Raw genomic sequence first — 16,416 nt, forward strand, 5'->3', positions numbered from 1 at the left:
CACTGCCAACCATCAATGCTGTTTATGTCATTTGATTAAGGATCATTGCTTAGCCCTGCCAATATTAGATGACCGCATAAGCTGTAAAAAACATCTCAAAAACAATAAAGGGGGTATTGATGCCCTTTCTCAAGATCTTGTTTAAGTGTAAAGTCGAATAAGACTCATGTTTATTTGATACCAAAAGGAACTGATTATCAAAAGTTTGCTAAGCAAGAAGCTAAGACTAAGTGCGTTTCAAGGCTGGGCATTACTGACATTTACGTTGATAAGTTTATTTGCCACTCAACACATCATTGCAGCCGAGTTTGTCGGTTCATTTGAATGTGAACAGTGTCATCAGCAAGCTTTTAACGATTGGAGCGGTTCTGATCACGATATGGCAATGAAACACGCCAATAAGCAATCAGTTGCGGCAAATTTTAGTACTCAATTCACGTACCAAGGTAAGCAAAACCGTTTTTTTACTCAAGGTGATGAATACTGGGTCAATATCGAAGATGGCAGCGGGCAGTTCAACGATTTTAAAATCAGCTATACCTTTGGTATCGAGCCATTACAGCAATATATGGTTGAGTTTGAAGATGGACGTGTGCAACTCATCCCTTTTGCATGGGATAACCGCCCAGTCGCAAAAGGCGGGCAGAAATGGTTCCACCTATACCCTGACACTAGCGCTAAACATGATGATTTTTTCTGGCAGAATGTAGGCCAAAATTGGAACTTCATGTGTGCAGACTGCCACTCAACCAATGTTAAAAAGAACTACGATTTCGAAAAAGATCGCTTCAACACGACTTTCTCCGAGATTAACGTCGGCTGCGAAGCCTGCCATGGGGCAGCAAGCAAGCATCTATCATGGGCGAACAAAACAGCTGACTCAGTGCCGCAAGCCAAAGGCTTCGACAGAGTCTTAGCCAAGCCCGTTTCAAATTGGACATGGCAGCAAGACAATGCTGATAAGAGTGACTTGGCCGATACCGCCATTCACACAGCAAAACCAGTAGGTTCACAACCCAGTGATCAATTACAAACGTGTGCTCAATGCCATAGTCGCAGACTGCAAATAAGCGACAATAATCCATTAGTTAATACTGATTTTGGTGATCGCTATCAGTTAAACCTGATTAGCCAAGATCTCTATTATGATGATGGCCAGATCTACGATGAAGATTACGTTTACGGCTCGTTTCTGCAGTCTAAAATGCATGATAATGGCGTGGTTTGTAGTAACTGTCATAACCCCCATTCGACAAAAACGGTACTGCCAGGTAATGCGTTGTGCAGTCAATGCCATAGTCCTGCTAAGTTTGATACTAACGAGCACCATAAGCATCAAGCCGATAGCAGTGGCGCTCAATGTGTGAATTGCCACATGCCACAAACAACCTATATGCAAATAGATAAGCGGAGAGATCATAGTTTTAGTATTCCAAAACCCGCGAACTCTCAGCGCATAGGCACCCCAAATGCTTGTAATCAATGCCATCAAGACCAAGACATCGCGTGGGCAGTCGATAAAACAACCGCTTGGTATCCAGCAATAAACACCTATGATGCAAAACATTTTAGCAGTGCTTTTGCTGGCGCTAGAGCGCGTATGCCCACGGCTGGAGATCAACTTTCTTATATTGCCCAAGACCACCAGCAAGCAGCTATCATTCGCGCTGGAGCGCTGGAGCGCTTACAGCAATATCCTGGTAGAAACGGGGTGGTCGCCATTGCAAGAGCGACTCGCCATGACGACCCTTTATTAAGATTTGGCGCAATACAAGGCAGTACTCCGTACCCAATTGCAGACAGATGGCGTATGTTAGCGCCACTGCTCAATGACGATGTCCTTATGGTGCGCAGTCAAGCTGCTGGAGCGTTAGCGGGGTTTTGGCCAGAATTGACCTCTGCGCAGCAAAAGCAATTATCGGCGCCATTGGCTGAGTATATTGAAATCTTAAGGTTTAATGGCGACCGTGGCTTTGCTCGTACTAACCTTGCGCATCTTTATGCTAATCAAGGTAAAGTAAAACAAGCGGTTACAGAATATAAAGCGGCTATTGCTGTGCAATCAAATTATGCAGCTGCCTATATCAATCTTGCTGATCTCTATCGCTCAAATGAACAAGATACGCTAGCACTGACCACTCTCGAGCAAGGCATTAAGGCGCAACCCACCTCAGGCGCAATCCAGTTCAGTATGGCCCTTGCTCTTTTACGGGCGAAACAAGCGGAAAAAGCCATGGGACACCTTGTCCGAGCAACAGAGCTTGAACCTAATAACGCTCGATTTTGGTATGTGTATGCCATTGCTATAACACCCACTTCAGTCGCCAAAGCGGGCGCCGCATTTGATAAAGCTTATCAGATCAGTGGTAATCCGCAGTACCTGTATGCTTTATGTGAGCTAATGCTAAGTCATCACAGCCCACAGGCTAAGCAATGCTTACAGCAGTTATCGACTCGGGTACCCGCAGATACAGTCAATCAACTGAAGGCGCGTTTCCAACCCTAGTTTGCCGCATTGATAATGATCAATTTAGGCTAAAATAGAGGGTATACACGGCTAGTGGCAGTTGATCTTTCACGGTTGTTTTTGCCGCAGTTTATTGGCTATTTTGACAAGGCGGAGGCTATGTCGTTTAGTCATTCTCCACAAATAGCCTACAACACAGTAAAAATAGCCAAGAAGCGCGGCCCTTCGGGATCGTTTCAATGCTTCTATTCTTTTAGAACTAGCGTGCGTTACGCGCTTTTCGCTCAAGCTTTATTCTAGAATCATTATTGTTCACGGTAAAGAATCGAACAAAAACCAAGCTCGAAAGAGCAATAGCCCCTAATCTCTTATGGATAATTCAACCTGCTCATGTACACTCATAACATACTGACTTATAGGATAAGTGCATGAGCCAACGTACGCTTCATAACCTTTTCAAACCAAAATCAGTCGCGATTATTGGCGCTTCAAATGACCCCAAACGAGCGGGTAATGTGTTGATGAAAAACCTGCTCTCAGGCGGTTTCTCTGGGCCTATTATGCCTGTAACGCCAAAATATGAAGCTGTAATGGGGGTGCTTGCTTATCCAAATATTCAAGCTTTGCCGCTTAAACCTGATTTAGCCATCATCTGCACCGCTGCAAGCCGTGTACCTGCCATTATCGAAACCTTGGCCCAGTTTGGCTGTAAAGTTGCTATCGTGATGGCGTCGGGGATGGCAGATGAGTTAACCGAAGATGGCATTAGCCTACTGACTCAAATGCAGCAGCATGCTAACCGTTATGGCATACGAATCTTAGGACCCAACAGTCTTGGCATGATCCTGCCTAACTTGGGGCTTAACGCCAGCTTAGCGCACACCAGTGCCCTGCCAGGCAAAATTGCGTTTGTGTCTCAATCAGCCGCAATATGCACCACAGTTTTGGATTGGGCTAATAATAAGGGGATTGGATTTTCATCATTTATTTCTCTTGGTGATGCCAATGATATCGACTTTGATGAACTACTGGATTATTTAGGTCGGGATTCAAAAACCAACGCCATTATGCTGTATATCGATTCGGTTAATGAGAAGCGTCATTTTTTGTCTGCTGCTAGAGCAGCATCTAGAAATAAGCCTATTTTAGTGATTAAGTCAGGCCGAAGCGCTGAAGGCACCAACGCCGCTCAACTGCATACGGGGGGGATCCCCGGTAATGATGCGGTGTACGAAGCTGCTTTTAGGCGCGCTGGTATGCTGCGCGTAAATGACTTAATCGAACTCTTTGCCGCGGTAGAAACGTTAGCACACTCCGCGCCCTTACAAGGTGAGCGTCTTGGGATCATCAGCAATGGTGGTGGCCCCGCGGTACTTGCTCTTGATGTGTTAATGTTAAGCGGTGGCAAGTTACCGCTGTTATCGGCCGATATTCATCAAAGATTAAATGCACTCTTACCAAAAAGCTGGTCAGGACAAAATCCCGTCGACATTGGCGGGGATTCCGATGCACAAAGGTATGCCAAATCACTTGAGATCATGATGGATAGCGATAACTTGGATGCTATATTAATCTTGCACTCGCCTTCAGCATTGGGCGAAAGTGTTCAGATAGCAGAAGAGATTGCCAATACCATCGCAAAACATCCCAATAGAAATAGAGTCAATATCTTAACCAACTGGAGCGGTGAAGATTCAGCTTATGCTGCGCGCAAACACTTCTCCCGTTCTGGGATCCCAACGTATCGCACCCCAGAGGGAGCCGTCGGTGCCTTTATGCACATGGTTGAATATCGCCGTAACCAAAAGTTGCTGCAAGAAGTGCCACTATCGATCCCCGATAATATTCCAGCCAATACCGAGGTGGCGCGTGAAAGACTGCAACACGCTTTAAGCCAAGGTAAAACCATTTTAGAAACCCATGAATCACGCAGTATTTTAAACGCCTATGGCCTTAAAACGATTGATACTTGGTTTGCCAGTAGTCCTGAACAAGCTGTAGCCTTAGCCAATCAAGCTGGATACCCTATCGCGTTAAAAGTGCAGTCTCCTGATATCCATCATAAATCTGATGTACACGGGGTGATGTTAAACCTGACATCGGATCAAGAAGTTGAGCATGCCGCAAAATCAATGATTGAACGAGTGATCTCGCTTAATCCTGACGCCAGAGTTGAGGGACTCATAGTACAAAAAATGGCGCTAACAGCCGGAGCACAAGAGATTAGGGTCGCTGTGGCGAATGATCCAGTGTTTGGTCCCGCGATATTACTCGGTGAAGGTGGCTCTGAGTGGGATCCAACCAAGGATGCCGCCGTTGCATTGCCGCCATTAAACATGACCTTGGCCCGTTATATGGTGATCCAAGCCCTCAAAACTAAAAAGCTCAAAGATAGACATCTCCCCCTTGGACTCAATATGAATGCCCTTTGCGTGATGTTAACGCAAATATCACACCTGATTATCGATTGCCCAGAGATTGCCTCGTTAGATCTCAATCCTGTTTTATGTGCGGGCACGTCAATCACGCTATTGGATGTGAATATCCAACTGCATAAAGAGCCAGTAGACAACGCAGGCCGTTTAGCTATCTCTCCGTACCCTAAAGAGCTTGAGCAACTAGCAACGCTTAAAAATGGCAATCAAGTGATGTTACGGCCTATTTTGCCTGAGGATGAACCTAAACATTTGGCGTTTGATAACTCATTGTCTGATGAAGATAGATATAAACGCTATTTTGGGGTTCGCTCTAAAATGACCCATGAGGAGATGGCAGTACTCACACAGATTGATTACGCTCGCGAAATGGCCTTTATTGCCACCACCAAAGGGGAAGATGGAGAGGATATTACCTTAGGTGCAATTAGGGCCTCTATCGATCCTGATAACACTGAGGCTGAATTTGCGATGGCGGTAAGAAGTAACCACCAAGGACAGGGACTCGGTAAATTACTGCTTGAAAAGCTGATTCGCTATTACAAAGATAATGATACTGAGGTTTTGACCGGCTTTACCCTGTTTGAAAATCGCAATATGGCAAGTCTAGCTAAACATTTAGGCTTTACGGTCACTTTTGATATGGAGGAGCGTTTAATTAAAATGCATATGGATTTAAAACCTAAGCCTTAACAGGCACCTTAACTCAATCTGCAAATGGGCAGCAACGGAGCTGCCCACATCGATAGTGATAAAGTGACGCAGCAGCCTACTCTACTGCTGACTCCGCTATCACACAGTTTCGCCCTGCAGATTTAGCGCGATACAAGGCTTCATCAGCGCGAATAAAATAACTGTCTTTGCTATCGTTAAATTTCAGTGATGCACAGCCCACTGAAACGGTAATATTACCTAATGGCAGTTTCTTCTCTTTACCAATGGTGAGATTTCGCTGGGCAATTTTTTTACGTAGATTCTCCGCAACTATTTTGGCTTCGGCTATTCCAGTATTATGCAATAAAATAACAAACTCTTCGCCGCCATAGCGCGCAACAAAATCATCGCCTTTGACGCTCTGTTTTAGCGCTTGAGCCACATAAGTTAACACCTTGTCACCGATTAAATGGCCATGTACATCATTGAATTTTTTGAAATGGTCGATATCAACAACCAATAAACTGCTTTTAAACTCTTGTTGGTTGAAGGTGTCGATATGACTAATCACTTCTTCGTCAAAAGCACGGCGATTATTAAGGGCGGTAAGTTGATCTGTCATAGCAACCGAGCGCAGGTCAAGCATTTCTGTTTTAAGCGCGCTCACCTCCTGATTCATGCTATTGAGGCTTTCATCCATGGCGATATTGGCACTAATAATGTCATCTAGCTCTGTGGCGATGTCATCAACTAGCGTTTGTAATACTTCAGGGCTTGGATTATTTTTGAGCGCTTGATCAAACGTTTTAAGCGAGGTTGAAAACTTTACAGTGCCTTGACTCATCCCTGCGATTTTAGACAGCAGACTATTAATCAACATCTGCGTCTCTACCTGCACATTTTCTATCACTGCGGGGGAGTGCTGTTGGATATAAGTGGTAAATAAGCCATCGCTAACATCAACGGTAAAGCTGACTTCATTCGCGAGTAAACCATCGATCGCTCGCTTTAAATCCAAATTAATCCCTAAATAATATTCATACCATACTGAATAATTATTAGGGGTGACGGGGATATTCAATTCTGACATTTTGGGGACAGCGTGCCGTAAAATTCTCGCTGACAGCTCTATCTCTGACAAATGTTGCGCCATATCCATATAATTCCCATCCCTAGTTCTAAACTTGATACATATCAATACAATAAACAAAAAAGAGGATGTTGCCATCCTCTTTTATTATTTATTTAACGCTTTTGAATGAGCTTTACTGACGGCAGCGAGAGAATATATCTTTATCTTGTTGATAAACCTCAGTTCTAACGTTCATCAACCCCAATAAACTGTCAAATAAGTTGTCATGAGAATAACCACCCTGTTCGGCTTCTTTCGCTAAACACGCAAGGTTAAGGCGATTTTGTTTGGCGAAACTTTTCGAGAACCATCCTAGAAAAGGCACTTTGGTTTGCTCTTCAGGTGCAAAGGCATAAGGCGCACCATGAAGGTACATGCCACTTTCACCTAACGACTCACCATGATCACTAATATAAAGCATTGCGGTATCAAACTTATCACTCTGCTGCTCTAGCTTTTTAACCACTTCAGAGACGATATAATCGGTATAGAGAATAGTATTATCGTAGGTATTCATTAGTTCTTCATCGCTACAATTCTGGATATCACTGCGCTGGCAATCAGGCGTGAAAAAGCGATGCGCTGCTGGGTAACGTAAATAGTAAGTGGGTCCATGAGAACCAATAATGTGCAGTACTAATAGGCTGTCTTTACTCTCGATATTTTCAAGACGGTTATCAAGCGTGTTAAGTAGCACTTGGTCATAACAGTACTGTCCATTGCAAAGCTCAGGATCACTGCTGCGATCAATAACGATATTGTCGACATTGTCACATACGCCTTTACAACCGCTGTCGTTATCTAGCCAATCTAACGCTATCCCAGCATGATTAAGGACATCAATTGCGCTGTCCTGAGCTCTGGCTTGCCTTGACTCATAATCTTCTCTATCCATCCGCGAGAACATACAAGGCAGTGACACCGCTGTAGACGTTCCACAAGAATTTGTGTCCTTAAAGGTTAGCAAGCCTTGGTTTTCTGTGTGCGCATTGGTCGGTTTATCATAGCCGTAGTATTCGTAGTTCATCTCACGAGCAGTTTCGCCCACCACTAACACCACTAGATTAGGTTTTCCGTTGGCTTTGTCAGTGTTGTTTTTAGCATCCAGTCCTAGTTGCTTATACTCAATAGGCTCTTGCAGGTAGTTAATATTAATATACTTAGCAGTAGAGCCAATAAAGTAAGTTGGAATGATATTGCGCTTAATGATGTCATTATTTCGACCAAAAGAGACATAGTTCTGATAGAAAAAGACAGCAATAACAGCAATGCCAATCAGCATTACGACCATAAAGACCAGTTTATGTAACAACTCTTTAGCTAATGGCTTAAATTGGATGTTGGCTTTATAAATGAACAAGGCAGGTATAGCGCCAGTGAGCATAAAATTAAGCCCTGAAGCCCAATTCAAATAGGTCGCTGCTTCGGCATAATTGGTTTCGAACGTGTTCTCGATCATGCCGTAATCAAACACAACCCCGTATTGTAACGCTGCAAAAAAAACACTCGACGACATCAATGTTAGTACAATAAAAAAGGGTTTCGCTACATGTTTAAGGCTAAAAATACTGAATATAAAGCTCAACGCAAAGATAAGAAATAGTGGGATGGTAGCAATAAAAACAAAGTTTACATCAGCCTGCTTGTCTACACCTTGCTTAACAATTTGGAAAAAAGGAATATTAAAAATACAGACATAATAAAGTGCCAGTAAGACAGTGAACTGATTGCTACTAAGGCTTTTTAAACGAGATAACACAATGAGACACTCTCTTCTTATTTGGGATTGATAACGTTACGATACTAAGCCAAATTCTGCTTGGTCAGCGTGATTATGATGAATACTTAAACTTACACCTCACTGTAACAAAGTTTAATTAAAAGTGAGCGTTTGAAGATATTCTAACATTTGATCTTTGTTGAATGAATGCTTTTGACCCTTTCTTTCAATAAAGACAATCTACTTTGCATTAATGAGTATTAAAAATAGTACGATGTAGCGTGATTTATGCGTACTGACTTATAGGCAACAAATGAACCTATAAGTTCATAACGTTTTTTACAGGAAGATAAAGAGGAGGCGTAAAACAATAGATGAAGCGCTTTTGCGGCCTAAATGGCGAGATTACCTATCCTTGCGTCATAGTAAGAACTCGCGATCAAGTGTTGAACGTTTAGCACTAACTTTGAACATTTGGGTTTAGGTTTGGTGCTTTAAGTCGATTAAAATTCCTTATTGATACGATTAAAAAAGTCTAACATCTGCGCTCGCTCGGCTTCGCTAAATTGAACCGTGAGATCGGTCGTTAACTGCATATGCAATTTGTCGTGCTCTTCAAACATAACTTGGCCTGGATCCGTTAATTCAACTAATATCGAGCGTCGATCTGTTTCATGAGCACGACGCAACACTAGACCCGCTTTAACCATTTTATCAATTTGAACGGTTAACGTGCCTGTAGTCACCCCAATTTTCCCTGCCAACTCTTTCATTCGCATAGGGCCATTAAGACCTAGGATTTCAACAATGTGAACTTGAGGTAAGCTAAATCCATTATCTTTGACTACAGCCATTTCCCAAGACGATAACTTTTCATAAAACTCGATAATCGCATGATTTAGATGATCGTCTTGGTTCTTCATTAATTAATATTCCTTAGCGGTTTCGGGCTTATTGTGCCTGACTCGCCATGTGCACTTCAACGGTTACATGACTTAAGGCCTTAATTTGTGCCAATTTATCTTTGAAATGGTCACTATTTGCGCCACTTTCGCTGACAATAATCAAGCTAGCTGCATAATGGTCTGCACTGACTTTCCATACATGCAGGTCAACTAAGCAATCGCCCTCTTGTTCTATCATCTGTTTTATTTCAGTGAGCTGTTTCTGCTTCATGCTGGCATCGAGTAAAATGGGGGCGGTTTGCCTCATTAATCCCCAAGCCCAGCGAGAGATGATCACCGCGCCCACGATGCCCATTAATGGGTCGAGCCAGTTCAGTCCAACATATTTACCCAGTAATAACGCACCGATTGCCAACAATGAAGTCAGGGCGTCTGCCAGTACATGAAAGTAAGCGGCTTTTAAGTTATGATCTTCATGGCCGTGTGAATGGCCATGGCTAACGGAGTGATCGTGGCTATGATCATGATCGTGTCCATGACTATGTCCGTGGTCATGACTGTGATGATCTTTTAGTAAAAACACACTGACTATATTGACGATTAAACCAATAACCGCAACCATAATAGCCTGATCAAAGTGAATGTCTTGCGGATTAAAAATCCTAACACCCGATTCTACCAACATAACCAGCGCAACTAAGCCTAACGCGACGGCACTGGTAAAACCGCCCAATACACTCACCTTACCGGTGCCGTATGAGTAGCTAGCAGAATTGGCGTGCTTACGTGCATAGCGGTACGCAAACAGCGTAATAAGAAAAGCGGCCGCGTGGGTGCCCATGTGCCAACCATCGGCAAGTAAAGCCATTGAACCGTAAATTGTACCGGCTGTAATCTCAGCAAACATGGTTACCACGGTCAATAACAGCACGATTGCGGTATTACGTTCACCGCTATTATTGTGACTTGCAAAATTGTGCTGATGTGACCATTGCTGACGTAATTGTTCTGTGTTTCCCATAATCCCTGTACCTTATGCAACGTTCGATATCTTGTAATTAATGTCTTTCACTAATTGTGTTATCAGTGTTTTGTCATCAGTTGTTTTATGCGTTAATGATGATTAATCATCGACCAAGCACCCTAGTAAGCGTCTCTATTAGATGAGTGATCAGATAAAGGCTTGTCTGTATCTTTCGATTCTAAACATCATTCTGTTTGATATACAACTAGTTTGACTATCGCTTAACTTGAATGCCATATAGTTCGTTAATCAAAGTAATAATCCTTCATTTATTTTTAACTGACAACCTAAGAACAAAAATCATGTGATCTAAGTCCAAAAGACTTAGTATGGCAAGATCAGTTGATTCCGTCGCAACACTCCCAAACAGGGACTAGTGATCAAGCTTATCGCAATACTCAAACCACAAAAAATACCTTTATTGAACATAGGGGAATTACAGTAAGGCATTGTTTTAATATGTTATGTTTAAATATTAAAATAAAGTTTAAATTATTTTGGAAATATTTAACCCTTTTCAATATTAATGCCGTTTATAGAGGTATATCAAACAAGTACACCCTATATTTATTTTTGGAGATATTATGATTTTCAACTTATTGACTAACAAACAAACCCGTTCTTTTACGCTGGCATCAGGTCTTCTACTCTCCGCTTGTGCTTTTTCAGCCAATGCAACTTCACCCAAGCACCCGAGTGGAGAAAATGAACAGATGGTTAACGCACAAACTTATTCAGCCTCAAATTACGTGTCACAGGAAAACTCAAAAATGTTTCCTGTGCCTAAAGAGGGTCAAGTCCAGCATATACTGACGCTTAAAACACTAGAGAACGAAGCTGACTACATGCTAGAGATCCAAATCGGGCAAACCAAAATGGTCGATTGCAATAAGCATGGGCTTTCGGGAAAGGTCATTCAAAAATCAGTACAGGGCTGGGGTTATAGCTATTATGAAGTAGAGAGCATATCTGCAGGTCCGAGCACGATGATGGCTTGTTTTGATCAAGCATTAACAGAGAAGTTCCTCCCAATTACAACGGATTTGAAGATGCGCTATGACAGCAGATTACCTAAAGTGATATACCTGCCTGAAAATAGCCAAGTACGTTATAGGATCTGGAAAGTTGAATCACCTTTTTCTTATTCAGGTGATAAACAGAAATAGTTGTAACAGCAGATATAGAAAAAGCTACCGTATAGGTAGCTTTTTTACTTTAGAGGTATAGTTAAAATAGCTCGCCTAAAGCAAGCTAAAACTAATGTAGATTAAAGCGCACTAATGGCTTCTTTACATAAAGCTGTGATTCTGCCCCAATCGCCCTGCTCCATTGCATCAGTCGGCGCTATCCAGCTGCCACCAATACAATCAACATTTTTAAGCGCTAAATAGTCTTTGTAACTACTTGGGGTAATACCACCGGTTGGGCAAAAACGAATATCCGCTAATGGGCCTGAAAATGCTTTAAGGGCATTAACACCGCCAGACGCTTCTGCAGGAAAAAACTTAAAGTTCTTATATCCAAGCTCCATGCCTGCCATTACTTCAGAGATACTTGCTACACCTGGGATCAGCGGCGTAGTCCCTGCCATTGCAGCTTTTAGCAGTTCAGTAGTCGCGCCCGGGGTGATCACAAATTGAGCGCCAGCTTTTACAGCTTGAGCTAACTGAACTTCATTTAGAATAGTACCTGCGCCGACTAATGCTTCAGGCACTTCTTTAGCAATTTTACTAATCGCTTCTAATGCGCAGTCAGTGCGTAAAGTCACTTCTAAAACACTAATACCGCCGGCAACAAGTGCTCTTGCTAATGGTACTGCATGTTCAATCTTATTGATCACCATGACAGGAACAATAGGGCTGCGATCAAAAATATCTTGTGGTTGAATTAACCAGTTATTCTCAAGCATTGCGTTACTCTTCCTTAGTCTTTAATAATTTTCATCGATGGCGCTAGTACTACGGGCACCCGTCTCAGGACTACTTAGGCTAGCTCTTAGAGCTCCGAAGAGTTCACGTCCCATGCCATAGCTTGATTTGTGTAGATCAACTTTTTCAGCGGTTCTAGCGAGAAGCTCAGCTTCATCAACTAGAAGACTTAATTCGCCTGTAGTGGCGTTAACACGGACTAAATCACCATTATGGATTTTGGCAATTAAGCCTCCATCAAGCGCTTCTGGCGTTAAGTGAATAGCGGCAGGAACCTTACCTGATGCACCAGACATACGGCCATCAGTCAGTAAAGCGACCTTATAACCTCGATCTTGGAGCGTACCCAGTATGGGAGTTAACTTGTGTAGTTCAGGCATACCAATGGCTTTAGGCCCCTGTCCTTTCACTACCACAACACAGTCTTTATCTAAGTCACCAGCATTAAAGATGGCTTCCAACTTATTCTGATCATCAATCACAATGGCTGGAGCTTCAACAATACGATGCTGCTCTGCCACGGCTGACACTTTGATAACCGCTCGGCCTAAGTTACCTTTCAATAACTTCAAGCCGCCATTGACTTGGAACGGTGTATTTAAACTGGTTAATACTTCTTCGTCTAGGCTGGTATGCTGCCCATCAACCCAAGTCAGTTGTCCATCTCTGATCTGTGGCTCTTGCGTATAGCGCTTTAGTCCAAATCCTACAACCGTGTGCACATCTTCATGCAATAGGCCGCCATCGAGCAGTTCCTTAATAAGGAATGCCATGCCACCTGCTGCGTGGAAATGGTTAATATCAGCATGGCCATTAGGATAAACACGTGCCAGCAATGGCACTGCATCAGATAGCTCTGAGAAATCATCCCAATTGACAATAACGCCAGCAGCTCTAGCTGCAGCAACTATATGCATCGTCAAGTTAGTTGAACCACCAGTTGCTAGCAATGCGACGATACCGTTAACCACTGATTTTTCAGATACAATATGTCCAATCGGTGTGTACTGCGTGCCCATTTCGGTAAGACGACAAACCTGTTTGGCCGCTGTTTTACTTAAGACTTCACGTAAAGGATCATCAGGATTCACGAAAGAGGAACCGGGTAATTGCAGACCCATCACTTCGAGCATCAGCTGGTTACTGTTTGCCGTACCATAGAAGGTACAAGTACCGGCACTATGGTAAGACTTTGACTCAGCATCTAGCAGCGCTTCTCGATCAAGTTTACCTTGAGCATACTGTTGGCGAATGCGGGCTTTCTCTTTATTAGGAATGCCTGACTTCATCGGTCCTGCGGGGACAAACAGCATTGGAAGGTGACCAAAACTGAGTGCGCCAATAAGCAGCCCAGGTACGATTTTATCGCAAATACCAAGCAACAATGCGCCGTCGAACATATTATGTGACAGACCAACAGCCGTGCCCATTGCGATAACTTCACGGCTTAATAAGCTCAGCTCCATTCCCGGCTGACCTTGCGTTACACCATCGCACATTGCAGGTACACCGCCGGCGACTTGCGCTACGCTGCCAATTTCATTACAAGCCTGCTTTAACAGATCTGGATACTCGCCATAGGGCTGATGCGCAGATAACATGTCGTTAAATGAGGTGATAATACCGATATTAGCTTTTGTGAGCTGTTTAATCGCTGATTTATCCGCGGGATTACACGCCGCAAAACCATGAGCTAAATTACCGCAACTCAATGCACTACGATGAACGCCTCTATTTTTTGCATCATCTAAAGCCGCAAGGTACTTTGCGCGGGAATCTTTGCTTCGTTCAATAATTCTGTCTGTAACAGACTGTACAACGGTGTGCATAATCACTCCTTAGGCGCTCCAGTAAACATCGACAGGTGTTTTATGTTGATCGAGAACCGCTCTGATCGGCATTTCACTGCTGTCATCGTTTGCTAGCGCGAGTCGATAAACATCAAGTTTCTGTTCACCAACAATATGTAAATAGATTTGACGGCTAGCCAAAATGGCTGCCTTTGAAAGCGATATACGTGCATGTGGAGCACTACCAGGGGTTACTGCTACACATAAGTCATTTGTTGTTAGTGCATTTTCAAGCTCTTGTGCTTCTGCACAAGGAAACCAAGAACAAGTATGTCCGTCATTTCCCATACCGAGTACGACTACATCAAACGGTTTTGGAAAATGTGCCAGCTGCTCCATGGTCATTACTCGACCCTCTTCTGGAGTAGAGTACATATTCTTCAAACCACAAAACTTGGCGCTAGCGGCACGATTTTTAAGTAAGTTATTTCTAACCAGCCTCTCATTAGAGTCGCTATGGTCGTTGTCGACCCAACGTTCATCCGCTAACGTGATATAAACGTCATTCCAATCGATAGACTTCTTACTTAATAACTCAAAAAGCTTTAAAGGTGTCGAACCGCCAGAAACAACTAAACTCGCTTTGCCCTTGGCATCAACAGCTTCTTGTAACTGGTTGGCGATTCGGTCTGCAAGTTGCGCTTCAAGCGCATCTTTGCTGTCGAATGATTTAAAAACAGTTTCTTTAATCATCTTTATCCCTTACTCATCCCAAGAACGGCCGTCTTTAGTAATCAGGGCGATTGAAGCAACAGGTCCCCAAGTACCGGCAGGATATGGCTTAGGCTTTTCGTCTGTTTCTTCCCAAGCTTGGATGATTCCATCAACCCAAGTCCAGGCTTGTTCTACTTCATCACGACGCACAAACAGTGCCTGATTACCCAGCATCGCTTCTAATAACAAACGCTCATATGCATCGGCAATGCGTTCATTTTTAAAAGTGTCAGAAAAACTTAAATCGAGTTTGGTCGTCTGAAGACGCTGCTTTTCACCAAGGCCTGGTACCTTATTTAGCATTTGGATCTCAACCCCTTCATGAGGCTGTAATCGGATAGTCAGCTTGTTTGGCGGCAAATTACGGTAGTTTGAGCGATATAAGTTATGCGGTGGATTTTTGAAATAAACCACAATTTCAGAGCTCTTAAACGGCATACGTTTGCCACTTCTTAAATAGAACGGCACTCCAGCCCAACGCCAGTTATCAATATCAACTCGCAGCGCAACGAAGGTTTCAGCATTAGAATGAACATTTGCGCCTTCTTCTTCTAAATAGCCAGGAACAGGAGCCCCTTTTAAGAAACCACTAGAGTACTGCCCACGCACGGTATTTTCGTGGATATTGTCTGAGTTTATCGGACGAAGTGATTTAAGCACTTTTACCTTTTCGTCACGAATATTATCAGCATCTAGGTTGACTGGCGGGTCCATAGCAACCAGCGTCAGTACTTGCAGTAGATGGTTTTGGATCATATCGCGCATCTGACCCGCTTTATCAAAGTAGCCCCAACGCCCTTCAATACCCACTTCTTCAGCAACGGTTAATTGCACATGGTCAATCGTACGATTATCCCATTTTGAAGCGAACAAAGAATTGGCAAAGCGCAGTGCTAGCAGGTTTTGAACCGTTTCTTTGCCTAAGTAGTGATCAATTCGATAAACTTGATCTTCATTGAAGTGGGCAGAAACTTGGTCATTGATAATTTTAGAGGTGGCGAGATCTGAACCAATAGGTTTTTCTAATACAACACGAGAATCAGGGAAGATAAGATTTTGTTCGTTTAAGCAACGGCATATATCACCGAAAATTGAAGGAGGTGTAGCAAAATAACTCACCATCACTCTTTTTTCAGGCTCTAAAACATCATGGAATGCTTTATACCCCTCAGAATCCGTAAAGTTTGTTCCTATATAATGACAGCGGTCTAAAAAACGATTTACGGTTTCTTCACATAATTCGTCTTTTACAAATGTCTTCAATGCCGTTGTAACTAATTCACGATACTCTTCCTGAGTAAAGTCATCTTTTGCAACGCCTAGTACTTTGGTCTCTACATTTAATAAGTTTGCTTTATCTAGCTGATATAGAGATGGCAGCAACTTCCGCTTAGCGAGGTCGCCCTTGGTACCAAATAGAACAAAATCACAAGCTTTGGCTTCTGGTGTTGGTATGCCCATAGCGTCAAAATCTCCTTTTGATCCTGTGTCTCACCATTTTTGATGAGTATTCACATATTTGTTGTAATATAACAACAGAAATTAGTAATTGCATCTAAATTCTATAATAAACTTCAACTCAGTCTA

General features: G+C 43.0%; 11 protein-coding genes. 3 read left to right on the forward strand and 8 right to left on the reverse strand.

The features are described 5' to 3' along the window. Positions 1-265 precede the first annotated feature (265 nt). Positions 266-2,506 (forward strand): tetratricopeptide repeat protein, encoded by a 2,241-nt coding sequence (locus L2729_RS14485; RefSeq protein WP_248988907.1) that lies wholly within the window; start codon positions 266-268, stop codon positions 2,504-2,506. A gap of 389 nt (positions 2,507-2,895) precedes the next feature. Continuing rightward, a complete protein-coding gene (locus L2729_RS14490; protein WP_248988908.1) occupies positions 2,896-5,595 on the forward strand; it encodes a bifunctional acetate--CoA ligase family protein/GNAT family N-acetyltransferase in 2,700 nt (899 codons plus the stop codon). A gap of 76 nt (positions 5,596-5,671) precedes the next feature. On the opposite strand, the gene L2729_RS14495 is transcribed toward L2729_RS14490, so the two are convergent. The 4 genes from L2729_RS14495 to dmeF all read right to left on the reverse strand — a co-directional run bounded on the left by L2729_RS14495 (position 5,672) and on the right by dmeF (position 10,334). After that, on the reverse strand, positions 5,672-6,715 hold the full coding sequence (locus tag L2729_RS14495; protein WP_248988909.1) for a GGDEF domain-containing protein: 1,044 nt from the start codon (positions 6,713-6,715) through the stop codon (positions 5,672-5,674). Positions 6,716-6,821: 106 nt separating this feature from the next. Next, complete coding sequence (locus tag L2729_RS14500) at positions 6,822-8,447, reverse strand: phosphoethanolamine transferase (RefSeq protein ID WP_248988910.1); 1,626 nt, start codon at positions 8,445-8,447, stop codon at positions 6,822-6,824. A 464-nt stretch (positions 8,448-8,911) separates the two neighbouring features. Then, positions 8,912-9,331, reverse strand: coding sequence for a MarR family winged helix-turn-helix transcriptional regulator (locus L2729_RS14505; RefSeq protein ID WP_248988911.1), 420 nt, complete (start codon positions 9,329-9,331; stop codon positions 8,912-8,914). A gap of 28 nt (positions 9,332-9,359) precedes the next feature. After that, complete coding sequence (gene dmeF / locus L2729_RS14510; RefSeq protein ID WP_248988912.1) at positions 9,360-10,334, reverse strand: CDF family Co(II)/Ni(II) efflux transporter DmeF; 975 nt, start codon at positions 10,332-10,334, stop codon at positions 9,360-9,362. A 587-nt stretch (positions 10,335-10,921) separates the two neighbouring features. On the opposite strand from dmeF, the gene eco reads away from it, so the two are divergent. Next, entirely contained in the window at positions 10,922-11,503 is a 582-nt protein-coding gene (gene eco / locus L2729_RS14515; protein ID WP_248988913.1) for a serine protease inhibitor ecotin, read from the forward strand. Positions 11,504-11,604: 101 nt separating this feature from the next. Here the strand turns inward: eco and L2729_RS14520 are convergent, their stop codons facing one another. The 4 genes from L2729_RS14520 to zwf are packed head-to-tail and all read right to left on the reverse strand — an operon-like array spanning position 11,605 to position 16,290. Then, a complete protein-coding gene (locus tag L2729_RS14520) occupies positions 11,605-12,246 on the reverse strand; it encodes a bifunctional 4-hydroxy-2-oxoglutarate aldolase/2-dehydro-3-deoxy-phosphogluconate aldolase (protein ID WP_101092073.1) in 642 nt (213 codons plus the stop codon). Between the two features lie 21 nt (positions 12,247-12,267). Continuing rightward, positions 12,268-14,094, reverse strand: a complete 1,827-nt coding sequence (edd, locus tag L2729_RS14525; RefSeq protein ID WP_248988914.1) for a phosphogluconate dehydratase — start codon at positions 14,092-14,094, stop codon at positions 12,268-12,270. Between the two features lie 9 nt (positions 14,095-14,103). After that, positions 14,104-14,808 (reverse strand): 6-phosphogluconolactonase, encoded by a 705-nt coding sequence (gene pgl / locus L2729_RS14530; protein ID WP_248988915.1) that lies wholly within the window; start codon positions 14,806-14,808, stop codon positions 14,104-14,106. Positions 14,809-14,817: 9 nt separating this feature from the next. Further along, complete coding sequence (gene zwf / locus L2729_RS14535) at positions 14,818-16,290, reverse strand: glucose-6-phosphate dehydrogenase (RefSeq protein ID WP_248988916.1); 1,473 nt, start codon at positions 16,288-16,290, stop codon at positions 14,818-14,820. Between the last annotated feature and the right edge of the window lie 126 nt (positions 16,291-16,416).

The organism is Shewanella gelidimarina (genome assembly GCF_023283945.1).
Classification (GTDB): domain Bacteria; phylum Pseudomonadota; class Gammaproteobacteria; order Enterobacterales; family Shewanellaceae; genus Shewanella; species Shewanella gelidimarina.

Coding starts and splice junctions, on each gene's coding strand:
- L2729_RS14490 (WP_248988908.1), top strand. CDS start 2,896: ATGAGCCAACGTACGCTTCATAACCTTTTCAAACCAAAATCAGTCGCG.
- L2729_RS14495 (WP_248988909.1), bottom strand. CDS start 6,715: ATGGATATGGCGCAACATTTGTCAGAGATAGAGCTGTCAGCGAGAATT.
- L2729_RS14505 (WP_248988911.1), bottom strand. CDS start 9,331: ATGAAGAACCAAGACGATCATCTAAATCATGCGATTATCGAGTTTTAT.
- dmeF (WP_248988912.1), bottom strand. CDS start 10,334: ATGGGAAACACAGAACAATTACGTCAGCAATGGTCACATCAGCACAAT.
- eco (WP_248988913.1), top strand. CDS start 10,922: ATGATTTTCAACTTATTGACTAACAAACAAACCCGTTCTTTTACGCTG.
- L2729_RS14520 (WP_101092073.1), bottom strand. CDS start 12,246: ATGCTTGAGAATAACTGGTTAATTCAACCACAAGATATTTTTGATCGC.
- edd (WP_248988914.1), bottom strand. CDS start 14,094: ATGCACACCGTTGTACAGTCTGTTACAGACAGAATTATTGAACGAAGC.
- pgl (WP_248988915.1), bottom strand. CDS start 14,808: ATGATTAAAGAAACTGTTTTTAAATCATTCGACAGCAAAGATGCGCTT.
- zwf (WP_248988916.1), bottom strand. CDS start 16,290: ATGGGCATACCAACACCAGAAGCCAAAGCTTGTGATTTTGTTCTATTT.